This is a genomic window from Nocardia sp. bgisy134 (assembly GCF_965341865.1).
GTDB lineage: Bacteria > Actinomycetota > Actinomycetes > Mycobacteriales > Mycobacteriaceae > Nocardia.
Map to the genome: position 1 here is coordinate 111,505 of NZ_CBDQZP010000009.1, position 22,332 is coordinate 133,836.

Annotated in this window: 25 protein-coding genes; 15 read left to right on the forward strand and 10 right to left on the reverse strand. The window is 66.3% G+C overall.

What is annotated here, in order from left to right; translation table 11 throughout:
- The first annotated feature begins 56 nt into the window (after positions 1 to 56).
- Entirely contained in the window at positions 57 to 953 is an 897-nt protein-coding gene (gene bla / locus ACRWNM_RS17585; RefSeq protein ID WP_431968742.1) for a class A beta-lactamase, read from the forward strand.
- Between the two features lie 86 nt (positions 954 to 1,039).
- On the opposite strand, the gene ACRWNM_RS17590 is transcribed toward bla, so the two are convergent.
- Positions 1,040 to 1,525, reverse strand: a complete 486-nt coding sequence (locus ACRWNM_RS17590) for a hypothetical protein (RefSeq protein WP_431968744.1) — start codon at positions 1,523 to 1,525, stop codon at positions 1,040 to 1,042.
- A 13-nt stretch (positions 1,526 to 1,538) separates the two neighbouring features.
- The gene (locus tag ACRWNM_RS17595) at positions 1,539 to 1,712 is read right to left on the reverse strand and encodes a hypothetical protein (protein ID WP_431968746.1); all 174 of its coding nucleotides are present in this window, start codon (positions 1,710 to 1,712) and stop codon (positions 1,539 to 1,541) included.
- 576 nt (positions 1,713 to 2,288) lie between these two features.
- Here ACRWNM_RS17595 and ACRWNM_RS17600 point away from each other — a divergent pair.
- The 8 genes from ACRWNM_RS17600 (at position 2,289) to ACRWNM_RS17635 (ending at position 8,907) form a co-directional block, all read left to right on the forward strand.
- Positions 2,289 to 2,558 (forward strand): hypothetical protein, encoded by a 270-nt coding sequence (locus tag ACRWNM_RS17600; protein WP_431968748.1) that lies wholly within the window; start codon positions 2,289 to 2,291, stop codon positions 2,556 to 2,558.
- Positions 2,555 to 3,697: a thiolase family protein gene (locus tag ACRWNM_RS17605; RefSeq protein WP_431968750.1), complete on the forward strand. Its 1,143-nt coding sequence runs from the start codon at positions 2,555 to 2,557 to the stop codon at positions 3,695 to 3,697. Before ACRWNM_RS17600 ends, ACRWNM_RS17605 begins: the two co-directional genes overlap by 4 nt.
- 172 nt (positions 3,698 to 3,869) lie before the next feature.
- Positions 3,870 to 5,411, forward strand: coding sequence for a class I adenylate-forming enzyme family protein (locus ACRWNM_RS17610; RefSeq protein ID WP_431968752.1), 1,542 nt, complete (start codon positions 3,870 to 3,872; stop codon positions 5,409 to 5,411).
- Positions 5,412 to 5,536: 125 nt separating this feature from the next.
- Positions 5,537 to 6,355 (forward strand): crotonase/enoyl-CoA hydratase family protein, encoded by an 819-nt coding sequence (locus tag ACRWNM_RS17615; RefSeq protein WP_431968754.1) that lies wholly within the window; start codon positions 5,537 to 5,539, stop codon positions 6,353 to 6,355.
- 1 nt (position 6,356) lies between these two features.
- Positions 6,357 to 7,274 (forward strand): SDR family NAD(P)-dependent oxidoreductase, encoded by a 918-nt coding sequence (locus ACRWNM_RS17620; RefSeq protein ID WP_431968756.1) that lies wholly within the window; start codon positions 6,357 to 6,359, stop codon positions 7,272 to 7,274.
- 107 nt (positions 7,275 to 7,381) lie between these two features.
- On the forward strand, positions 7,382 to 8,083 hold the full coding sequence (locus tag ACRWNM_RS17625; RefSeq protein WP_431968758.1) for a TetR/AcrR family transcriptional regulator: 702 nt from the start codon (positions 7,382 to 7,384) through the stop codon (positions 8,081 to 8,083).
- A gap of 13 nt (positions 8,084 to 8,096) precedes the next feature.
- Positions 8,097 to 8,378, forward strand: a complete 282-nt coding sequence (locus ACRWNM_RS17630; RefSeq protein WP_431968760.1) for a metallophosphoesterase family protein — start codon at positions 8,097 to 8,099, stop codon at positions 8,376 to 8,378.
- 166 nt (positions 8,379 to 8,544) lie between these two features.
- A complete protein-coding gene (locus ACRWNM_RS17635; protein WP_431968762.1) occupies positions 8,545 to 8,907 on the forward strand; it encodes a hypothetical protein in 363 nt (120 codons plus the stop codon).
- Here ACRWNM_RS17635 and ACRWNM_RS17640 read toward each other — a convergent pair.
- Together ACRWNM_RS17640 and ACRWNM_RS17645 are read right to left on the reverse strand one after the other, a co-directional pair.
- Positions 8,900 to 9,169: a hypothetical protein gene (locus ACRWNM_RS17640; protein WP_431968764.1), complete on the reverse strand. Its 270-nt coding sequence runs from the start codon at positions 9,167 to 9,169 to the stop codon at positions 8,900 to 8,902. The two genes, ACRWNM_RS17635 and ACRWNM_RS17640, sit on opposite strands and share 8 nt — an antisense overlap.
- 50 nt (positions 9,170 to 9,219) lie before the next feature.
- Positions 9,220 to 9,807, reverse strand: coding sequence for a DUF3558 family protein (locus ACRWNM_RS17645; RefSeq protein WP_431968766.1), 588 nt, complete (start codon positions 9,805 to 9,807; stop codon positions 9,220 to 9,222).
- A gap of 120 nt (positions 9,808 to 9,927) precedes the next feature.
- On the opposite strand from ACRWNM_RS17645, the gene ACRWNM_RS17650 reads away from it, so the two are divergent.
- Both ACRWNM_RS17650 and ACRWNM_RS17655 read left to right on the forward strand, forming a co-directional pair.
- Positions 9,928 to 10,164 carry a hypothetical protein gene (locus ACRWNM_RS17650; protein ID WP_431968768.1) on the forward strand — a complete coding sequence of 79 codons (237 nt, stop codon included), beginning with the start codon at positions 9,928 to 9,930 and terminating at the stop codon, positions 10,162 to 10,164.
- A gap of 211 nt (positions 10,165 to 10,375) precedes the next feature.
- A complete protein-coding gene (locus tag ACRWNM_RS17655; protein WP_431968770.1) occupies positions 10,376 to 10,849 on the forward strand; it encodes an SRPBCC family protein in 474 nt (157 codons plus the stop codon).
- Positions 10,850 to 10,910: 61 nt separating this feature from the next.
- On the opposite strand, the gene ACRWNM_RS17660 is transcribed toward ACRWNM_RS17655, so the two are convergent.
- Positions 10,911 to 11,375, reverse strand: a complete 465-nt coding sequence (locus ACRWNM_RS17660; protein ID WP_431968772.1) for an iron chaperone — start codon at positions 11,373 to 11,375, stop codon at positions 10,911 to 10,913.
- A gap of 288 nt (positions 11,376 to 11,663) precedes the next feature.
- Between ACRWNM_RS17660 and ACRWNM_RS17665 the strand changes: the two genes are divergently transcribed.
- The gene (locus tag ACRWNM_RS17665; RefSeq protein WP_431968774.1) at positions 11,664 to 13,244 is read left to right on the forward strand and encodes a succinic semialdehyde dehydrogenase; all 1,581 of its coding nucleotides are present in this window, start codon (positions 11,664 to 11,666) and stop codon (positions 13,242 to 13,244) included.
- 129 nt (positions 13,245 to 13,373) lie between these two features.
- Here ACRWNM_RS17665 and ACRWNM_RS17670 read toward each other — a convergent pair whose 3' ends face one another.
- Positions 13,374 to 14,918, reverse strand: a complete 1,545-nt coding sequence (locus ACRWNM_RS17670; RefSeq protein ID WP_431968776.1) for a hypothetical protein — start codon at positions 14,916 to 14,918, stop codon at positions 13,374 to 13,376.
- Positions 14,919 to 15,129: 211 nt separating this feature from the next.
- Positions 15,130 to 15,846 (reverse strand): alpha/beta fold hydrolase, encoded by a 717-nt coding sequence (locus tag ACRWNM_RS17675; protein ID WP_431968778.1) that lies wholly within the window; start codon positions 15,844 to 15,846, stop codon positions 15,130 to 15,132.
- A 149-nt stretch (positions 15,847 to 15,995) separates the two neighbouring features.
- Here ACRWNM_RS17675 and ACRWNM_RS17680 point away from each other — a divergent pair, with 149 nt between their 5' ends.
- Entirely contained in the window at positions 15,996 to 16,370 is a 375-nt protein-coding gene (locus tag ACRWNM_RS17680) for a helix-turn-helix domain-containing protein (protein WP_431968780.1), read from the forward strand.
- Positions 16,351 to 16,743 (forward strand): hypothetical protein, encoded by a 393-nt coding sequence (locus tag ACRWNM_RS17685; RefSeq protein WP_431969104.1) that lies wholly within the window; start codon positions 16,351 to 16,353, stop codon positions 16,741 to 16,743. The genes ACRWNM_RS17680 and ACRWNM_RS17685 overlap by 20 nt, the downstream gene beginning before the upstream one ends.
- On the opposite strand, the gene ACRWNM_RS17690 is transcribed toward ACRWNM_RS17685, so the two are convergent.
- The 3 genes from ACRWNM_RS17690 to ACRWNM_RS17700 form a co-directional block, all read right to left on the reverse strand.
- Positions 16,740 to 17,765, reverse strand: a complete 1,026-nt coding sequence (locus ACRWNM_RS17690; RefSeq protein ID WP_431968782.1) for a hypothetical protein — start codon at positions 17,763 to 17,765, stop codon at positions 16,740 to 16,742. The genes ACRWNM_RS17685 and ACRWNM_RS17690 overlap by 4 nt on opposite strands.
- A 248-nt stretch (positions 17,766 to 18,013) precedes the next feature.
- A complete protein-coding gene (locus ACRWNM_RS17695) occupies positions 18,014 to 18,409 on the reverse strand; it encodes a carboxymuconolactone decarboxylase family protein (RefSeq protein WP_431968784.1) in 396 nt (131 codons plus the stop codon).
- Positions 18,410 to 18,594: 185 nt separating this feature from the next.
- Positions 18,595 to 19,569 (reverse strand): DUF2332 domain-containing protein, encoded by a 975-nt coding sequence (locus ACRWNM_RS17700; RefSeq protein ID WP_431968786.1) that lies wholly within the window; start codon positions 19,567 to 19,569, stop codon positions 18,595 to 18,597.
- 822 nt (positions 19,570 to 20,391) lie between these two features.
- Between ACRWNM_RS17700 and ACRWNM_RS17705 the strand changes: the two genes are divergently transcribed.
- Positions 20,392 to 22,260: an acetolactate synthase large subunit gene (locus tag ACRWNM_RS17705; protein ID WP_431968788.1), complete on the forward strand. Its 1,869-nt coding sequence runs from the start codon at positions 20,392 to 20,394 to the stop codon at positions 22,258 to 22,260.
- The last annotated feature ends 72 nt before the right edge of the window (positions 22,261 to 22,332 follow it).

A 22,332-nucleotide genomic window follows, 5' to 3' on the forward strand; every position in this document is an offset into this window, starting at 1 on the left:
GCAGTGTGTGTCATCGACACCGCGAGCATCGCGCACCAGGGGAAGGAACAGTGACGTTGTCGCGACCGCTACTCACCCGCCGCGGTCTCCTCGGCGCGGCCGCGTTCTTGCCCCTCGCGGGCTGTGCGACGGCACCGGCGCCGCCTGCCGCGGCTCCGGCGACTCCGACGGAGATCAACCACGAGCGTCTCGACGAATTGGAACGACAGTTCGACGCACGCCTCGGCGTCTACGCACTCGCGACGGGCACCGGCGCGACCATCACCCACCGAGCAGACGAGCGCTTCGCCTTCTGTTCGACGTTCAAAGGGTTGGCCGCGGCGGCGGTGCTGCACCGTAATCCGCTGTCGCACTTGGACACTGTCGTCTCCTACACCGAAGCGGATCTCTTGAAGAGCGCCTCCGTCACCTCGCGACACGTGGCGACGGGGATGACGATCCGCGACTTGTGCGACGCGGCAGTCCGTTTCAGCGACGGGACCGCGGGCAACCTGCTGCTCCGCGACCTCGGCGGCCCCGCCGAACTGACGGCGTACGCGCGAAGCCTCGGCGACACCGTCACGCGGATGGATCGCATCGAACCGGCGATCACCGAGGCCACACCGGGCGACCCCCGCGACACCACCTCGCCGCGCGCCCTCGGCACCGACTACCAGCGAATCGTGCTGGGCGACGCCCTGCCCGCCGACAAGCGCGCCTTCCTCCGCGACCTCCTCGAACACAACACCACCGGCGCACAACGCATCCGGGCGGGGGTGCCGCAGGGCTGGACGGTGGCCGACAAGACCGGCACCGGCGACTACGGCACGCTCAACGACATCGGCATCGTATGGCCGCCCGGCTCCGCCCCGCTCGTCATCGCGCTGATGTCGAGCAAAGCCACCGTGGACGCTCGCTACGACCAGGCCCTGCTCGCGCAGGCCGCCACCTACGTCGTCGACACCCTCACCTGACCGCTTGGTCGCCGAATTCTTCGCGACGCCGAGGTGATTGCAACTCAGTCGCCGAGTTCTTCGCGACGTGAAGGTGACCGCAAGTGTCATGCTACGAGAACGAGGGCGCTGGTAGCCATCGCGAGGATCGAGATCACCTGCATTCCGGCGGCGCCCATCAGCAAGTATGCCTTCAGCGACGTCCCGGCCCGCAGCGAGGCGATCGACTCCAAGTGGCAGTACGCCGCCACATAGCGGGCGTCCACCTCGGCATCGCGCCAGTGCTCGGTCAACATCGCACGCATCGAATCGAGGGAGGTGACGCGATAGCGCCAGCTCACCCCGGCGAGGACCGCGAGCACCGCCGAGCCGAGCAGCGCCAGCATCGCGACGTAGAGCGCGACAAGCGCGGCTCCGGTGAGCGTGAAGTCCTTGCCCTTCAACACCGCCACCACCGCGAGCACGAGGGTGACGAGGCCGGTCGCGCTGGTGACGGCGGACGCGGCCCGCGTATTCAGTGTGTCGCGGCGGGAGTACTCGCGCTCGAGCTGGTCGTGAATGAAGCTCGCCCACGCCGCGCCCTGTTCCGCCATCGCCGAACCGCCGCTACTTCGTCCTGAACAATCGCTTGAAGAACCTTCTGATCGGGCCCTCCGCCGAACCTACGCCGTACGGCTGCTGCGGATACCCGAACCCGGCGGGGCCGTAGGCGTGGTCGAACGTGATCCATCCCGTAGGAGGCGGATCCTTGTCCTCGCCCGAATCCTGCTGCTCGGTCATCAGACTTCGATTGTGACAGTTCCGGGGTCCGCTCATGCGCGGATCCGGTGCCCGAGTTCTCGATCGGCCGCTTCGGTCTCGCGGGTTCCGCACGTGCCACGGCCTGCCGGTGGCGGCCCCGCGCACAGCGGTGCGATACCAGCGGGGATTACCCCCGCCGAACCTTCGCGGCCGCGCGGTCGGGTCGCCGGACTCCACGATCCTGATCGATACCGAGACGCGGCGGTCGGTCGAGGCGCTCGGCGACCTCACCGCCGAGACTCCGACCTGGCGCTCGTGCCCACCGGATCCGGCGAATCCGCGCCGAGATGTCGCAGCTCGTGCGGCTCATCGCGAGGTCGGGGGCGCTCTTTCTCCAGGGGCTGTTTCTCTCGCAGGAGAACTGCTAGCATTAACTTGCTGAACGGCTAACAAGTATCTTGGAGGTTGCGGTGCGAGTCGCTATCCACCCCCGGCTCTACGATCCCTCGCTCGATGACCCGGTTTTGAAGGGTGCCGAATGCGCGAGTTGTGGCCGGGTACTTCCCGCCGATCGGGCTCGGGTGTGAGAGTTGCGGCGCCTCAGCGGATCAGCTCGTGTCCAAGCCGCTGCCCTCGGACGGCGTCGTGTTCGCGGTCGCCGACGTGACCATGAATTCGCAGGGCGCTGCGCCTTTCACGGTTGTCGAGGTTGCCCTCGATGCCGGGCCGTTGATCCGTGCCGTGGCGCACCCGGAATCTCCGGCTGTCCGAATCGGAGATCGGGTTTCGGCGCGATGGCATGTCGTCGGGCACGGCGATGCCGGTTCGGAGCTGGTCGAGCCTGCGTTCGCGAGCGCGGCCCAGGTGGACGGAGCGGATGCGTGAGCGCGGCAACCGGACTCCGGAGGGCATGGGTGGTCGGCGTGGGGCTGCACCCTTATCAGAAGCCCGGCGGAACGCCGTACACCGAATTGGGGCTCACCGCCGTCCGGGCGGCACTCGCCGATGCGGGCATGAGCTGGACGCAGGTGGAGACCGCTTACACAGGTACGGCGACGACGTCGATGGCGTTGTCGCGCTTGATGTATCGACACCTGGGGGCAACCGGTATCCCGATGGTGCAGATCGAGAACGCCTCCGCGTCGGGTTCCAGCGCGTTCCGCCAGGCCTACCTCGACGTAGCCGCCGGGGTGCACGATGTGGCCATCGCGGTCGGCGTCGACAAGCCGCTGAACTTCTCGACCCCGACCCATGCGGCGGGTCTGGACGATTTGGTCGGGAGCCGGATACTGCCGGTCACCCACTTCGCATTGCTGGCCTCGCGCTACATGCACGAGACGGGCGCGGCACCGGAGCAGATCGCTCAGGTGGCGGTCAAGAACAGTCGCAACGCGGCGCTGAATCCGAATGCGCAGCGCCCCAAGGCCCGCTCCCTGGCGGAGGTGCTGGCGCCACCGCATCTCAGCGGCATCTTCACTCGCCTGCAGTGTTGCCCTGTCGGTGAGGGCGCGGCGGCGGCTCTCGTCGTCTCCGACCGTGCGATCGACGAGCTCGGCCTGAACCGGGAAAGGGCCGTGCGGGTTCGATCATCGGCATTGCGGTCGGAAACGTTCTACGGCACAGCGAATTTCGATGCGGCACTGACGGCCGAGACCACCACCGAGGCGTTGGAAGCCGCTGGCGTTTCCGCCGACGATGTGGATCTGGTCGAGCTGCACGATGCCTTCACCATCGAAGAGCTGGTGTATCTCGAGGCCATGCGAATCTGCAAGCCCGGGCAGGCGGCGGCCGCGCTGTCGGCGGGCGAGTTCGATATCGGCGGCCGGGTGGCGGTCAATCCCTCCGGTGGGTTGTTGTCGATGGGCCATCCGATCGGCCCGACCGGCGTGGGCCAGATCGCGGAATTGACCACCCAGCTGCGCGGGGAAGCCGGTCCGCGCCAGCATCCCGGCGCTCGCATCGGCGTCGCCCACATGGTGGGCATCGGCGCCGTGTGCGCCGTCCACGTTCTCTCACGAAACTGATTGCGGCGAAATCCACTGCACGAAAGTCGAATTCACCTACCGAGGCGACCTGAACACACAACCCGTGTCCAAGATATTTGCTGACTGTTCAGCAAGTTACATGTCGCAGGAATCGAATGCGCCTGCGTCACAACCCGCGTCGGTTCCGAGCGACGCACAGAGAGGGACAACGATGACCCACCCTGACCATGGATCCCCGGAATATTGGGCCGCCCACCGGCCGGATCGGCCCGCGGTGATCAGTCGTTCCACCGTATTGACCTACAAGCAGTGGAACGACGCCGCCGACCGTGTCGCGGAGGGCCTGGCACGAAGGGGGCTGAGCCCCGGCGACCGCATCGGCATGCGTTTTCGGCTCGCACCCGAGTGGTTCGTGATCCAACGTGCCCTGCAGAAGATCGGCGTGGCGCAGGTAGCCGTGAACTGGCGCCTGACCCCTGACGAAGCGATGTACATTCTGCGCGACAGTGGCGCAAAAGGGCTGGCATGCAACGATACCGATGTCAGCGAGTGGGCCGGCGTCGACCCCGGCCTGCTGATCACCGTCGGACAAACTCGCGGCGCTGCCGGGATCCGTTACGAGGATCTGCTCGAGACACCCGATGCCCCTGCCCGTTTCGGTCCCGCGCGTCCGTCGTTGGTGTTGTATACCTCGGGCACCACCGGCCGCCCACGAGGTGTGCCGCCGACGAACCCTGCCGACATCGAAGACCCCGAACGTCTGGTGCGGTACGGGCTGTCGGTGGCTGGGACTCCACCCCAGCCCGACGGTGTGACCGCCCTGTTGACGATGCCGGTACACCACGGCGCAGGACCGCAGATCGCCGCCATCACCTGCGGCCGCGGCGGAACAATCGTGACGTTGGACCCGTTCGAGCCCGAACAGGCGTTGCGGCTGATCGAGGACCACAACATCCAGTCGTGGGCGGGAGTTCCCACAATGATGCTGCGCATCCAGAAACTGGCCGTCGAGGTATTCCAGCGCTACGACCTCTCCTCGCTGACACAGATCATGCTCGGCGCCGCGCCCGTCCCGCAGTCACTGAAGGAATGGGTGGTCGAGCGCTTCGGCGACGACGTGCTCTGGGAAAGCTACGGCGCCAGCGAGCCAGGCATGATCAGCTACACCGCACCGGAACACCAACTGAGCAAACCCGGCACCAGCGGCCGTCCCTATGAGGGGGTCGACATCGCGATCGTCGACGACGAATGGAATCGGCTGCCCGTTGGCGAGGTGGGTGAAATCGCCGTCAGTACCCCGATCGTTCTACGCAACTATCTCGGCGGTCCAACGCTCGGCGAGGACGTGATCAAGGACGGCTTCTACCGTACCGGCGACGTCGGCCATCTCGACGAGGACGGTTTCGTGTTCATCACCGACCGGATCAAAGACATGATCGTCGCGGGCGGAGTCAACATCTATCCGGCCGAGATCGAGAAAGCACTGGTATCGCACCCCAGGGTCGTCGAAGCCGCGGTGATCGGCATCCCCGACAGCGACTTCGGCGAGAAGCCGCTGGCCTACATCATCGCCACACCGGGATCGCCGCTGTCCGAGGAGGAACTCCTCGCGCATCTCGAAGGCCGCCTCGCCCGCTACAAACGGCCCCGCCAGTTCGCCTTCGTCGGCGATCTGCCTCGCAATCCGGTCGGCAAGGTACTCAAAAATGCACTGCGCCAACCCTATTGGGAGGGGCGGCGACGCAATGTCTGACTCAACGGGCCACCGTTGTCGACCGATCACCGTCGTGAGCCACGCGGCAGCGATGATCGGCTTCCTCGCCTTCCCGGCCGGTAGCTGGATCACGGGACGAACCTATCCAGTGAATGGAGGATTCAGTGTCACTCGGTGACCGAACAACAGACGAGACACCAGGTCTCGACGCGAGCAGTTCCGATCTCATCCTGACCGAGGTGATAGACGGACAGATCCTGATCATCAGGATCAACCGGCCCGAACGCCGCAACGCGTTCGACGGAGCGACCGCCCACGCCCTCGAGGAAGCGATCGACGACTTCGACGCCGACGACTCCTTGCGGTGCGCGATCCTCACCGGCTCCGACATCGTGTTCTCCGCCGGACAGGACCTCATCGCCGCCGCCCGCGGCGACATGGGAGTCACCGAGCGGCGCGGCGCGTTCGGCATGATGGCTCAGCCACCGAGCAAGCCGGTCATCGCCGCCGTGGAGGGCCACGCCCTCGCCGGTGGGCTCGAGTTGTGCCTGGCATGCGATCTGATCGTGTCCTCCCGCACCGCCACGATGGGCCTGCCCGAAGCCGCTCGCTCCCTGGTTGCCATCGGCGGCGGATGCTTCCGGCTCCCCAAGCGCATCGCGTACCACATCGCGATAGAGCTGATCCTGACCGGAAAGACCTGGCCGGCCACACGATTCGCCGAACTGGGCCTGGTCAACAAGCTCACCGAACCGGGCCAGGCCCTCACCGCAGCTCTGGAGCTGGCCCGCGAGGTGTGTGCGGCAGGGCCGCTCGCGGTGCGGGCCAGTAAGCAGATCGCCGCCCACGCTCAGGACTGGACCGACGACGACGCCTGGCACGAACAAATGAAATACGTTGCCGCATTGCATGATTCCGAGGACCTGCACGAAGGCTTGCGCGCCTTCGCGGAAAAGCGGCCTCCGGTGTGGAAAGGATGCTGACATGCTGATCGAACCCAGTCTCACCAGCAACCTGCTCGAGGGCCAGGTCGCGATCGTCACCGGCGGCTCGCGTGGGATCGGCGGCGCCACCTCGGCGCAGTTGGCCGCCAACGGCGCCAAAGTCGTCATCGCCGACGTCGACAAGGCCAAGGCCGATGAAGCGGTGACCGAGATCAACGACAGGTACGGGTCCGACACCGCCACCGCCTTCGTTGCCGACCTGGTGCAACCCGGTGTGTGCGATGAACTCGTCAGCCACACTCTCACCCACCACGGCGGCCTCGATATCGTCGTCAACAATGCCGGCTACGCCTGGGATGGCCGCGTACACGCCATGACCGACGACCAGTTCCAGGCAATGCTCGACATCCACCTGGTGGCGCCCTTCCGCCTGGCGCGCGCCTGCGCTCCGGTGTTTCGCGCCGCCGCCGCGACCGATGCCGCCAATGGTCTACTGCGCCACCGCAAAACGGTGATGGTCTCCTCCATGGCCGGCTTGATCGGGCTCGACGGCGCGGCCAACTACGCCTCGGCCAAGGCGGGTGTGCTCGGTCTGATGCGCACTCTCGCCCAGGAATGGGGAGCGATGCACGTCAACGTCAACGCCGTGGCGTTCGGCATCATCCAAACCCGCTTCGGACTACCGCAATCCGAACGCGAGGTCATCCACACCGGCGGCCGCACCATCCAAGTCGGCATGCCAGACAAACAGGCCAAGCGACTCGGGATCACCCTCGACCCGGATTCCCCGCCCACCGAAGCCGAGGTCTATGACTCGAAGCCGATGCCGTTCGTCTCCCTCGGCCGCACCGGCACGATCTCCGAGGCCGCCGACGCCATCTTCTGGCTGTGCTCACCCTTGTCGAACTACGTGACCGGCCAAGTCGTGCCGGTCAACGGCGGTACGCGCCTCGGCTGACAAAACCGACCAGCGATCTGCGGGCCCACCGAGGCATCGCGGGCAGGGGCCCGCAGATCATCTATTCTTGTCGAACGTTCAGCAAATAGACAGTTAGGGTTGGGCTCATGGCAGGTCGTGCGGCTAGGTCAGTGACGTCCATCGGCTCCGATGGCAAGACAGCCACGCCGCCACGGCGCACTCAACAAGAACGCACCGCCCAAGCCGAGCAAGCCCTACTGGATGCCGCCGAGACATTGTTCGCCCAGCGCGGCGTCGACCAGACATCGCTCGCTGATGTGGGGCAACTCGCCGGGTACAGCCGCGGCCTGGCCAGCCATCACTTCGGCAGCAAAGCCGCGCTGGTCGACCGCCTCGCCCAACGCATCCAGGAGCGCTTCGTCACCGAAGCCATCGACGTCGCCGACATCGAAGGCACCGACGCCGACGCGGTCGAGATACTGGCAGGGCTCGTCGAGGACTATCTGAAGGCGATAGTTCGGCATTCGCAAACCGGTCGCGCGTTCTTCGTCATGTGGGGGGCCGCGATTCCGTCCGAGGCGACCATGCGCCCGGTATTCGCCACAGACGACGCACGGTTCCGCCTCGGCGCCGAAGCCCTACTCCGCGCCGGTCAAGCCAATGGCACCGTCGATGGCGACATCGATCCGGTGGCCACCGCGGTCGCGGTGATCGGCATGGTGCGCGGCGTGGCCGCACAACACCTCATCGCCCCGGACGCATTCGACCTGAACGCAGCAGCCGAGGCTTGTCGGCAATTCGTGAGGAAGAGCCTGACACCGGCCGCGAACAACACCCACCGAAACTGAAACACCGGACATCGTGCGGTTGCTCATCATCTACGACACCCACATCCCGAAACGCGCGCGCGACCTCCCCGAGCCCGTGTGGCGCGCAGTGGACGACGCCGACGTCGTCGTCTTCGGTCACAGCCACATCCCGTGGGACAGCGTCACCACCACCGGCCTCCGCCTGCTCAACCCCGGCTCTCCCACCGACAAACGCCGCCAACCGGATCACACCTACCTGACCGCCACGGTTCGCTCGGGTCGGCTGAGCGAGGTCGAGTTGCACACGATTCCGCCCCCCACCGAGGCCCGATGAGTCAAGGCCGTGGGCAGCGAGCGGCCGCATCGCGAAAGTCGAGTAGCGAACTACCCATGACCACGGGCAACGACGGTTGGACACTGACGATGCGATCGACGAATGACGCGCGCAAGCACCGCATAACCATCTCTCGGCCCTCCGAATCATCGCGGAAAGGTTTGTCATGGCTTTCGATTTCAACGTCGACGTCGAACTGACCGACGCCAACGACCCAGCCAGCGTCCAGTTCATCAACATGACCATCGAATCGGCACCGGCGGGCTCCGACCGATTGCTCGGCGAATGGCGCGGCGCCTCGGTGTTCGTACCCGCGGAATCGGGCGAGTTCGATTGGGACGATCGGCCAGGAGCCGGGACCGCGTTCGTCTTCGACGGCGCCTCGGCGGATGCGCGACTGGTACTCGGCCTCCTCGACTTCCGGGCGCCCGGAGGCGGTTTGCCGGGGCGCGGCACCAGCGGAGCCGGATCGATCACCGACCCGGACGACCCGCAGTTCCTCGGCGACATCAAGTGGAAGATCACCTGAGATAGCCGCCTTCGACCTCCGGATGTCCAGTCCGTTCCCCAGCGGCGCGAACGGCCTGTTCCACGGTGGGCCCGGCGAGGGCGGCCACGCTGGCCCGCACTGGTTCGACGAGTTCGGCATGGACCTCGGCGCGCCCGTGGGCACGGCGGCTCATACTGGCCGCATGCGCTCCGCTCTCGTCGACCCGCAATCGCTCCCTGGCGAGTTGCGGCCTTACCTGGAGGACCTCGTTCAGCGCACCCGTACCATGTGCGGATCCCATCGATTCGGCCCCGATTTCGGCATCGGCCGACCGAGCAGCGCGTTCGGACCTCAGCGCATGCGCGCGGTGATGACGGTGGCGACGTCGATGGTTTTCGCGCAGACGTCCCAGTCGACGCCGGTATCGATGCCGGAGACGGCGATACCGACGTAGAACGATCCACCGGACGGCACCGACACGTCGACCGAGCAGCCGCCGTTGCTGCCGTCCGGCCGGACGCTCGGCGCGAGTGCGGCTCGGCGGTCCCCGATCGTGATCGTCCGCTCGAGCGGATCACGAACTCTGCGTCGGTCGAGATCGCTGTGATCGCTGGTGTTCGGGGCGAATCCGATGGTGAAGCTGCCCGTAGGCCCGGTTTGGATGGAGGACCACGAGCACCTGGGCAGCGCCTTCGGAGGCGTGGCAGGCTTCCCCTGCGGTTCGAGCACGAAGCGGGCGAAATCGTCCGGTCCCAGGACGCTGCACGGATGGTAGGTGAGGTCGTCCACCGTCCACGGGGGCGGCGTCGGCGGCGCAGCGGTGGCCGCGCTCGGCGACGGATCGGGTCGCGGAGTCTCCTCGGTGTCGCACCCCGTGACCGTCACGACGAGCACCGCCGCACCGAGCATCCACCGGCGATCGAACAGAAAACCCCGCATCACGAACGTCCTCCCTCGCCCCGATCAGACCAGATCCCGGCGCGGACCGCCATTCCTGCTGCACTGAACTGCGCTCGGGAGTTCTATTTCGGGCCGGCCTTCGATGACATTCGTGCGGTCGTGACCGCACCGGGGTTCGATCTGACATCCAGCACCAAGCCGCCCTATCTGTCCGAATCGGGTACGACCTCGACGATGCTCGGCCCCGGGCCGCAGCGATGGTATCTCGATGTGATGTCGTACGGGCCGATGGCGGTGTTGGATCCGTGGCTGGGATCGACCGATGAGCAGCGCCTGGCGATCAGGGCCGGCACGCCGGTCTTGATGAATGTCTCAGTGAATTGTTACGACGGCTGACGGATTTCGGCGCTCGATGGCGGTTGTCTCGCTTCTCGTCGATCGGGACGAGCGGCCGTGACGCGCTGTGGGCACTCGGTGGACGCATCCGCGTAAGGCTACGAGGCGGCAACCGCATCCGACGAATTCGCGACCCGATGGACCTCCGGAGATTCGGCCGCCTCGAGCGCAACGGTTGTGGGCGCGAGCGACGGATGATTCGATTCAGCCCGTGACCGACAAGATCGACGACACTCGTATCGTCAGCGCCAGCCGGGAGATCGCCGCGGACCCGGCCGACATCTTCGAACTCATCGCCGACCCCGCCCAGCAGCCGCGCTGGGACGGCAACGACAACCTCGCCGAGGCGCCTTCGGGCCAGCGGGTGCGCGCCGCGGGCGACGTGTTCGCCATGACCCTCACCAACGGCGCCGTCCGCGACAACCATGTCGTCGAGTTCGTCGAAGGCCGGCTCATCGCCTGGCACCCGTCGGAACAGGGCAAAGAGTCGCCCGGTCACCTGTGGCGCTGGGAGCTGGCGCCCGCGCAGGAGGGCCGCACGCTGGTGACGCACACGTATGACTGGACGAAGCTGACCGACGAGAAGCGTCAGGTTCGAGCGCGTGCCACCACCGGCGAGAAACTGTCCGCGTCCCTCGAACGCCTCGCGCAGCTGGCGGAGAAGGAAACGAATTCCGCCGGATAACGCGCACCGCGGGTGTCCCGGCGGCAGGTCGCGTGGTGGACGACCGCTGAGCCGCCGGGCCTCAGCTCACCGCTTTCTTCACCAGTTCACCGATCCGCTGCTCCACCTCGGCGGACAGCTCGCTCAGCGCGAAGGCGGTCGCCCACATGCCGCCCTCGTCCAGCTTCGCCGGGTCGTTGAAGCCGAGCGTCGCGTACCGCGCTTTGAACTTCTTCGCGGGCTGGAAGAAGCACACGATAGCGCCGTCCTTGGCATACGCGGGCATTCCGTACCACAGCTTCGGCGTCAACTCGGGCGCATTGGCCGTCACGATGGCATGAATCCGCTCGGCCATCGCGCGATCGAAATCCTCCATCTCGGCGATCTTCGCCAGCACGTCCTGCTCGCCGTCGGCCTTGGTGGCCCGCGAAGCCGTCTTCAGCTCCTGAGCGTGCTCCTTCATCGCCGCCCGCTCGTCCTCGGTGAAACCCACCGAAGCGGCACCCTTCGCGACGGTCTCCGTGCCGGACTTCTGTGCCTTGCTCATTGCCGGTTTCCTTCCTGACGGACTCGATGACGACACTGACAATGCTAGGAAGCGGACGCGCGCGGCGGCTTCTTCGAAACTGATCAATCGCCCGCGCGACCCGAACTCGAGGCTTTCGGCGCCGCGGTGTAGCTGCTCGTACCCGCCTGTGAGGGCCTCCGCGGGACCTCAGTCGAGCCTCCGGATTGTGCTGCGGCACAGCCCAGTCGCGTCGAGCGAGGTGCCCGGGCACATGGTGACGCGCGTCCTGTCCGCGTAACGCTGATGGACGCCGAAAAGGAGTTCATCATGACCGAAACATCGACCGCGACGGCTGCGCAGCCCCTTGGTGAGAAAGCCCTGGCGAGCACTGTGATCGACCGGCTCACCCGCGGCGTCACCGGCACCGCGGCGACGGTGACCACCACATCCCCCGTCGACGGCCGGATCGTGGCGACCTTGCCGCAGAGCACGCCCGCCGACGTCGAAGCGGCGTTCGACCGGGCCCGTGCCGCGCAGCGCGAATGGGCGCGCGTGCCCGTGAAGCAGCGGGCGGCGCTGGCCTTGAAGCTGCACGACCTCATGCTCGACCGGCAGTCGGAGGGACTGGACATCGTCCAGCTGGAGACCGGCAAGTCCCGCATGCACGCACTCGAGGAACTGGTGGACGGCGTCGGATCCACCCTCTACTTCGCCCGGCGCGCGCCGCGACTGCTGTCCCCCAAGCGACGCGCGGGCGCCTTGCCGCTGCTGACCCAAACCCGCGAGGGATACCACCCGAAGGGCGTGGTCACGACCATCACGCCGTGGAACTATCCGCTCTCGCTCACCATGGACGTGATCCCCGCGCTGCTCGCGGGAAACGCCGTGGTGCACAAGCCCGACACCCAGACGGCGCTGTCCAGCCTGTGGCCGCGCATGCTGCTCCTCGAGGCAGGGCTTCCCGCCGACCTGTGGCAAGTGGTCATCGGCGACCCGGCGGACATCGGTGACACCCTCATCGACAACGCCGATTTCGTCTGCTTCACCGGATCCACCGCGGCGGGCAAGGCCATCGCGACCAGGGCCGCCGCCACTCTCACCGGCTGTTCCCTCGAACTCGGCGGCAAGAACCCCATGCTGGTGCTGCGCGACGCCGATATCGACGCCACCGCCACCGCCGCCGTGCGCGGCTGTTTCGCCAATGCCGGGCAGCTGTGCGTGTCGATCGAGCGCATCTACGTGGACAGGGAGGTCTACCCGCGGTTCGTCGACGCCTTCGGCGCCAAGGTGCGCGCGCTACCCCTCGGCGCGGCAAGGGAATTCACCGAGGGCATCGGTTCACTGACCTCCGCCAAGCAGCTCGACCGCGTCCAGGCGCACGTGGCGGACGCGGTCGCGGCGGGCGCGCAGGTCGTCGCGGGCGGCAAGGCCAGGCCGGATATCGGGCCGTACTTCTACGATCCCACCGTGCTCACCGATGTGCCGCCTTCCGCCAAGCTCTATCGCGAGGAGACGTTCGGCCCCGTGGTGTCGGTCGCGCCGTTCGACTCCGAGGACGAGGCGATCGAGCTGGCCAATGACACCGAATACGGTTTGAACGCGGCCGTTTTCAGCAAGGATGTCAAGCGGGCTCGCGGCGTCGCGGCCCGAATTCAAGCGGGCACCGTGAACATCAACGAGGGCTACGCCTCCTCCTACGCCGCCCAGGACGCACCTATGGGCGGCATGAAGCAATCCGGCCTCGGGCGCCGCCACGGCACCGCCGGTCTGATGAAATACGTGGAGCCGCAGAATATCTCGGCACAACATGTGCTCGGATTCGACCCCGCGTTCGGCCGCACCGCGGCCCAGCACGCCGACTTCCTGCTGAAGGCCATGAAGGCGATGAAGGTCCTGCGTATTCGCTGAACCCCGCAGCCGAAAGCCGCCGCCTGAAACCAGACGGCGGCTTTCGGCTGCTCAGAACGCTTTTCGCTGCCATCCCCTCCGCTCGAGACAAGTGCTTGCCACTTCGTCGGCGACTCTCGGTGTAAGCGATTATTCGTTCCGCACCAGAATCCGGTTCGTATAGTCGACCGCAGCGGTAATACTCGACTCGAACAACTCATCGCTGATTGCGTTCGAACGTCGAAGCTGATCGATGTCCTTGTGGTCGAAATCCAGGCCCGCCGACATCGCGACTTCGCCGGACACCCGGCTTCGCTTCGATAGCCTGCGGTAGATCAGCAACTGACACAGCAGAATTCGCCAGAAGACCGGCCGGTCCTCGGGGCGAAAGTTGTAGATCGGGTTGCAGAACAGGCCAAGCGACTTGTGCCGGCTGTCGTCCGGACGGTTGAACAAGTCGATGTAACGCGTCTCGAATTCATCGACAGTAGCGGCCCGATCGGCCTCGCGGTTGATGCACACCTCGATGGCCGGGTCCAACCGCCCGCGGGTGATCCCCTGCCACCAATAGGTCGCCGGGTTCTCCACACGCTTCTCACGCCATCCGGGAACAACCGGGTCATACGTGTGCGCCGGTGGGATTTCGGCGATCGCGTAGTCGTCGAGGTGAGCGTTGTAGGCGCCGCGAGCGAGGGCGTAGATTTCGAACAGCCGTCGCTCGTAGGCCAAATCGACGAAATTCGTCTTCTCTCGGAGCAGGGTGAGCAGAGCGAGCGGTTCGAGCAGCGCGTGGACCGTGGAGATCACTTCCGACGAGCGGCTCAACATCCAACTGGTGCTGCTGTCGACCGTTGCTTGCAACGCAGGCCACCTCCTCGGCTCGGACAGACCGATGATCCGGGATGCCGCGTAGTCCGCACTTTCGGCGAGTTTCAGAACGAGGGGCTCACTTTCGGCATAGATCTTCGCCCTGGCCTGGTACTCGAGGTTCCGTCGCGCCTCGGCGGCCGCGGCCTCTTGGACCAGCTTCGCCTTGAGAACCTCCACGTCCTTGCTGGTCCTGGTCGTCGACCGAACCGAGTAGACAGCGGAACCCAACGCCAGAACCCCGGCGGCAAGAGCGGGAACGGCTGTAGTCAGCTGGCTGGCAAGAGACATGAGTACCGGCCTTTTCTCGCGGAGGATCACCGGCAGTTCTCGAACCACTGGTGTTGTCGGCTGCACATCCGAGGACCGTAGGACACGAAACGCTACCGGCAGCTTACGTGACGGCTGCTGCGGCGACAGCCGACTGAACGCGTTCGGCGACGCATTCAATGCGGGTGGGGCCGAGTGGCATTCGAGTAGCGCGCTACTCGCGATGGACGCCTGTCGCATCAATAAGGTCGCGATTGCGGTCGACCGATTGGGCACCGTTTCCGAAATACAGAGGGAGGTGCGGTGATGGTTTTTCGGTCCGTTGGCGCGGGTGGCCAGAATCTGCCGGAGGACGTGCAGGATGTCCAGAGATTGATCAACCGCAACATCGCGCTGATCGGCCTGCCACCGCTCGCGGTCGATGGTGCGGCAGGCCCGCTGACGCTCGCGGCGATCACGGCGTTCCAGCTCGCCCACGGCGGAGTCGGAGACGGCATGATGCGCATCGCGGTGGGCGAGGAGCCCATGCCCGGTCCGGAGCCGCTCGAGCTGAGCCAAGGTCAAGCGGATGGCGCGACGATCGCGGAGGCGTGCAAGGCCGCCCGTGAGGATTGCCAGGCACAGGCGGGGTGCCAGCCGGGGACACTGAAGATGGACAAGAAGTGCATCTGTTGGAAGGGCGGGGCGGCAGGCGGATTCACGTGCACGGTCGGATGTGGGTGCAGCACGCCGATCGTCTGAAATAACGTCTGCTACAAAAGAATTCAGTTCAGCGGCGAGATCGCGGCTCCGCGCGGCACGCTCGTGTGACGATGTCGACCCACACCTGTGGATCGGTCGACCACAGGTTGTGGGCAACTCCGGGCAGTTCCTCGAAGCTGCCGCGCGGGACCAAGGCCGCGAGTTGCCGCAGCGGCCACGACGGACGGATATCGTGCTGCGGAGCGACGAACGTCATGGCGACCTCGGAATCGGCCAGCCCGCGGAACAATTCGGGTTCGTGAATCCACTGCACGAACGACGCACTCAGGGAGGCGTGAACGTCTGGCGCCCAATCGATCTCGAAATCATCCTCCAGATGCCGCGAGGACTCGTACACCTGCGACCAGGTGCGGTCCTTGTGCAATCCGTGCCCGGCGACGCCCACCACGGATCGGACGCGGTCGGGATGGTCCAACGCGTAGCGCACCGCCAGGTCCGAGCCCCAGGAATGACCGAGGACAACCCAGCTGTCGATGTCTCCGGCTCGGCGCACCGCTTCGATGTCGGCGACTGCCTGCGCGAGGTCGTGCGGCCCGCCCTCGGAGCGTCCGACACCCCTCGGCTCCGGGTACCACGCCCGCATCCCGCGCGGCGCCAGCCCGTCATCCTCCAGGTAATGGACGCAGCCCGGTCCACCGGACAGAACCACGACATCCGGACCGCGGCCGGTGACACCGACGTGCAGCGCGGTCCCGTCATCCGCAGGCACCATCATCGATCGCATTTCGCCCCCTCACCGCAGCGAATCCGAGGTACGGAATTCGACGCGCCCTACCCTATCGCCACCCCGTCGGATCCGCTGTAGTGCGAGACTCCGCCTAGTGCCTCGACCGGGAAGGTCGATGCTGTAACCCCGCGGCTCGGGGTGGCGGGTTGATCATCGACGGGTGGGCGGTGACGCTGCCGGTGAAGGTGATGCCGGTGGCTCGCAAGCCAGATGTGTTCGTCAGGGCGGTGACGCCCGAAGAGGGCCGCAAGCTGGCCCAGATCGCGCGGCGTAGCAAACAGCCGATCCGGATGCGGCGGGCCGTGGTGGTGATGGCCTCGGCTCGGCATCAGCCGGTCGGATTCCTCGCGAAGCTGATGGGGGTGTCGGAATCGTATGTGCGGCAGGTGATCCACGACTTCAACGAGAAAGGGTTCGACGCACTGGACACAAAATGGACACCGTTGGCGAATCCGAATTCGCCAACGGTGTCCAAAATGGAGCGGGGGCAGACCGGCGAAGATCGATCAACCGACGCGTGATCGGATCTGTCAGATCGCCCGGTGCTGCCCCCGCGACCTGGGCTGGCCCTTCTCGACGTGGAGCCTGTCGAAATTGGCGGAAGTGCTGCGGACCAACGGCATTGCCGAGCTCAGCCGCGAAACCGTCCGGCAGATCCTCGAAGCTGGCGGGGTGTCGTGGCGGGCCACGAAAACGTGGAAAGCCAGCAACGACCCTGACTTTCAGGCCAAGATGGCGCGAGTGCTCGACCTCTACGATCATCCGCCCGCCGACGGCCGGGTGATCTGTGTGGACGAGTTCGGGCCGTTGAACCTGCAGCGTCCGGGACTTCGCGGTCGGCTCCAAAATCCGCCGACCGGATTACCTAGCGAACATTGCCTGACACGGCACTAGCAGCGTTCATACTGACGCGCGAAGGGCTCCGACTCCGGTGAAACCTCGCGCCCGGATTCTGGGCAGCCGCCGACAAGGACGGCGAAACGGGGGCCGTTGCGCGTAATGATCGTGTAATCGACCACGACACCGCGCTGGGACAAGTAGCGAAGATGCCGATCGGCAAGTTGTGTCGCCTGCGCAGCGCTGAATTTCTCTCCGACGGGCGGGAATACCGTGACGCCCAGTGTGCGGCCTGCTGTGTCGGGCGGGTCGAATACCGACACCTCGACAATCGACGAGGTGGGTTGATCGGTCAGGAACCACTCCCACAATTCGAGTTCGCCGTTGGAGGGGAAGCGGGGGCGGCGGTCCAAGTACGTCAAGCTGGGTTCCAGTCTCGAGTGGTGCTCAAAAAGGCCGTCCTCATGAAGGGGGGACACTGTCCAGTCGTTGGATGCCAGTTCCGGGAAGTCCTGGATGATTCGGCGCATCGCCGCAGTGGCACGCTGGGGTTCGGCCTCGGAGCCCGCTCGGACACTGATGGATTCGGCTCCGTCCGCGTCTCCGGCGGGCTTGACGCCGTGGGTGGCCCAGTGAATCTCCGCACCGGTATTGGCCGATGACACTCGTGTCCAGGTGTATGCCGCGTTCGCTTCCACGTCCACGTCCCGCCCGAACCGCCAGTCCCCGAAATAGGAGTCTGTCATCCGGTGGATTCTGACCAAGGTCGAGTCGCCTTGATAGTGCGGCGGCAGCTGCTGAGCGCCCATGACACGCACCACAGACGCGGCCTCGGCTGGTGTTGCGTCATCGTCGAGCTGCACGTCGAGCTTGGAGATGTAGTACGAGTTGGGGCCGTACGGGTGGTACTGGAACGTATGTGACGCGTCGGCCACCCCCGGAAGGGCCTCGATGGCCGTCTCGATCACCCGGGACCAGCTGTCACGCTCGGCCTGATCGGGCCCTTGCGCGAAGAGCGAACATCCAGTCAGCAGGACTGCCCCCATCATCAACGCGATGGTGGGCACGGTGAAGCGCATAGCCGTTCATCCTGCCAGAGGTTAGCGCGTCAGGTCGTTGAGGAAGGACGTTCTCGAATGTCCTTGGTTCGGCGGTTATGGATCGACTTCGACTGGGGCCCACGGGAACAGCGCCGGGCAGTTACGGCATCAGCCATTCTGGACGCGGCACTAGCTCTCCGCCAGGCCTATTGAAGAGCGATCCAGCTCGCGATCTCGACGAAAGAGCCGAACACGATCTCGATCCCGCTGTCGCACGGGCCGCGGGATCAGGCCTGATCGAATTGCTGCTGGACGACGCGCATGGCGGAGAGTGCGGCGGGTGCGCCGCAGTATCCGCTGGTGTGGATGATCGCCTCGACGATTTCCTCGCGGGTGAGTCCGTTGTTGAGGGCGCCGCGCACGTGACCCGCGAGTTCTTCGTGCGCCCGCAGCGCAGTCAGGATGCCGAGGTTCAGCAGGCTGCGTTCCCGCCGGTCGAGGCCCGGCCGATTCCAGACCGCGTCCCAGACGTGTTCGGTGACGAAGCGTTGGATCTGCTCGGATTCGGTGCCCGCGGTGCGAGCCAGTGCGCGGTCGACGAATTCGTCGCCCATGACTTCGCGGCGGGTGTTCAAACCGCTCGTGTAGGCGGGTGACGCCGCCGCGTCGGGGTTGGTGTCCATAGTTTCGTTTCCTGTCTCGCGGGTTCGCGTGGCCGCGCCGAGCCACTTTACGGACCGCGAGTGCACGGCCTCACTGCCCCGGGGATCGAGGGGCAGGTGCGTGTCGTCCACGAATCTCGACGGCGATGAGACCGCGTGTGTCAGGGCGTTCGGTTCCGTGGACCGGGGATGTATTCGGAACCGGGTCAGTGACGGAACCAATCGAGCGTCTGACCATGTGCACCGGCATATCCCAGCGGAATCCCGTCCAATGCGACGACGAACCGCCCTGGCGTGTCCTGAGCGGGAACCGGAAGCTGCTCGGCCACCGATCCCACGACACCGCAGCCTTCGTTGGACAACCAGTGACAGGGCAAGCTTCGGATCGTCCGTTCGAAGCGGACTCGTTCGTCGACGCTCAGATAAGCCAAGACGGCGCTGTGGAAGACCACCACCGTCGTCCCATCCGGCGCGGCGTCGACCAACTCGGTCACCGTCTCGTTCAGATCCCCGGTCACGACATCCACCGGCCTGGCCCGGGCGATCGCCACCGCTTCGCGCAGCCGTCGCAGCCGCTCGGGCTGTCCCGGCCACACGAGGCATTCCAGCCAACGCATCTCGTCGGCATCGCTCACATCCAGCGGGTTCAGATCGACGCCCGCCCGCCACACGACCTCGGGCAAGCGATCCGGGATGGGCGGCTCCCCCGAAGTCACACACCGCAACATCACGCCGGAGGCGCCACCGGCTGGATGCAGATCGATGCGACCGTCATAGCGATAGCTGAACAGATCCGGATACAGGCACAGCCCCGCCGACGCACCGACCTCGATCAACGCCAATGGACCGGCAAGTTGCGCCAACGCCGGAAGCAGCACCGCGGCCCTGCCGACCTCGTTGGTCTGCGTCCTGCGCGCCGTCACAACCCGCGCGACATCATCCCAATGCTGGAACACCCAATCCCTGAACGCGGGATACGACGACTCACCGACCCCGAGATAGCGCGCCGCCGTCAACACGAGATTCGGCTGCCTCTTCTCCTCCGGAAGCCGATCGATCAACGACAACAGCCGGTTATCCGACGCAATCCCCCACGCCCACAACTCATAACACGACGAACTGCCCCGAGCCTCGAACTCGGCGAAACGTCGATACCGGTCAGCGGTCGTCTCCCAATCCACATTCTCGTTCTATCCGAACATCCACCGAGCTGACCAGCCAACGGATCCGGTCGACGAAAACCGTAGAACGCCTTGCCCATTCGATCGAGTTCGGAGTGATTTCGCCCGGAGCGCCGGTCGGTGACTTCCCGGGTGGTGATCGGCCGCATGATCGCCGAACTCGGCTGGAATGCAGTGCTATTCGGGGTATCACAGGCGATGCCCGTGGGCGTCGGTGCTGACTCGCCGGATGTCGGCTCATCGAGCGGGTAGCGTGGGCAAAGCTCGAGTCGCTGGTGCAACTGCTGGTCGGTGATGGTTAACGCGTGGGCGCGTTCGTTGTCGCTCATGCCGATCGCCGCCGCGGTGTGGCGAGGGTCCATGGTGCGTCGGAGTTGCTGCGCGGCAGCGTGTTCCGGTCCGCCGGTGATACGGCGGTCCGCAACCCCGACAAACTCCGCCCGCGGACGACCGGCGGCAACGGCTGAGGACGGTCTGGCGCGGCGATCCCTTCGATCCCGCGCCTGGCGACAGGTAGCGGGTGGCATCGGGGATGCGGCCGAGGGTCGGTTAAGATCATCGGCAGTGCGTGCACGCCGCATCAGGCGTCCGCGCCAGGACGGTCCGTCCTCACCACGGGAACCCGGACCGGCGAGCCGATCATCTTGCGGCACACCCACGGCGGAGAGACCCGCCGGAACAAGTCGGTGTGCCCGGTCAGGAACGGCTTTCCCTCGACGCGTACCGGCATCTCCGGAATCGAGCCGTTCCGGCAGTGCCGGATCGGGCCGGTGCGCTCGCCCACGGTCGCCGCCGCGCGCGGCGCATCAGAAGGAGTTTCCCGTGAGATCCGCCCTGTCACGGCCCGAAGCGCCGCAGCACAGCGAAAATCGCTGTCCCACAGATATTTCCGGCACCAACGAGCCGATCGTCAAACGTGTCACCGGCGCGCGATCCGTGGTGCGATCGCTGGAGGAACTCGGCGTCGAGGTGGTCTTCGGCATTCCGGGCGGGGCGATCCTGCCGGTCTACGATCCGCTGCTCGACTCCCGGCGCATCCGCCACGTGCTGGTGCGGCACGAGCAGGGCGCCGGTCACGCCGCAACGGGCTATGCCCAGGCGACCGGCCGGGTCGGGGTGTGCATGGCGACCTCGGGCCCTGGCGCGACGAATCTGGTGACCCCGCTCGCCGACGCGCAAGCCGATTCCGTTCCCCTCGTGGCGATCACCGGTCAGGTGCCGAGGCCCATGATAGGTACCGACGCATTCCAGGAAGCCGACATCACCGGCATCACGATGCCGATCACCAAGCACAACGTCCTCGTCACCCGCGGCGCCGACATCCCGCGAATCCTCGCCGAGGCATTCCACCTGGCCAGTTCGGGCAGGCCGGGCGCGGTCCTGGTGGACATCCCGAAGGACGTGCTGCGCGCCCAGACGGTCTTCCGCTGGCCGCCGCAACCGCGGCTGTCCGGCTATCGGCCGGTCACCGAGCCGAATCCACGCCAGCTCCGAGCGGCGCTGCACCTCATCGCGCGGGCGCACGCGCCGGTGCTCTACGTGGGCGGAGGCGTCCTCAAGGCCGAAGCCACCTCCGCGTTGCGCACTTTCGCCGAACGCACCGGCATTCCGGTGGTGACCACCCTCATGGCGCGCGGTGCGTTTCCCGACAGCCATCCCCAGCACCTCGGCATGCCCGGCATGCACGGAACGGTCGCCGCGGTGGCGGCAATGCAGAAGAGCGATCTGCTGATCGCCCTCGGCGCCCGGTTCGACGACCGAGTCACCGGCGACCCCCGCTCCTTCGCCCCGCACGCCGCGGTGATCCACGCCGACATCGATCCCGCCGAAATCGGCAAGATCCGGCACGCCGACGTGCCGATCGTCGGTGACTGTCGAGCGGTACTGGAAAGCCTGATCGCCGCGCTCGACGCGCATCGGGAACCGTTGCCGGACCTGTCGGCCTGGTGGGCGACGCTGCGCGAGCTCCGCGCGTCGTATCCGCTCGGCTACGACCGGCCCGCGGACGGCGCGCTCGCACCGCAGTTCGTCATCCGCGCCCTCGGGCGTGCCGCCGGGCCCGACGCCATCTTCTGCGCCGGTGTCGGCCAGCATCAGATGTGGGCCGCGCAGTTCATCGAGTACGAGAAGCCCCGGACGTGGCTCAACTCCGGCGGTATGGGCACCATGGGCTACGCCGTTCCCGCCGCCCTCGGCGCCAAACTCGGTGTGCCGCAGGCGGAAGTCTGGGCCATCGACGGCGACGGCTGCTTCCAGATGACCAACCAGGAGCTGGCCACCGCGGCCGTCGAAGGCGTGCCGATCAAGGTGGCGGTGATCAACAACGGCCATCTCGGCATGATCCGTCAGTGGCAGCACCTCTTCTACGAGGAACGCTATTCGCAGAGCGAGCTGGCCACCCACTCCCGGCGCATCCCCGATTTCGTCGAACTCGCCGAAGCTCTCGGTTGCGTCGGGCTGCGCTGCGGGCGAGAAGCGGACGTCGCGAGCGTGATCGAAGCGGCCCGCGCCGTGCACGACCGACCGGTCGTCATCGACTTCGTCGTCGGATCGGACGCCCAGGTGTGGCCGATGATCGAAGCGGGCGCGGGCAACGACCTGATCATGGCCGCCCGGAATCTGCGACCGCTCTTCGACGACGCGGACGCCGGTACGGCCGAAACCAATGCGGCGCAGACGGGTACGCGATAAGTCGCGGCTCGGCGGCGGTGCGACACCGGCTCGGCCCGCGCGGGCTCGCCGCGATCCCTCGGCGGCGAGCCC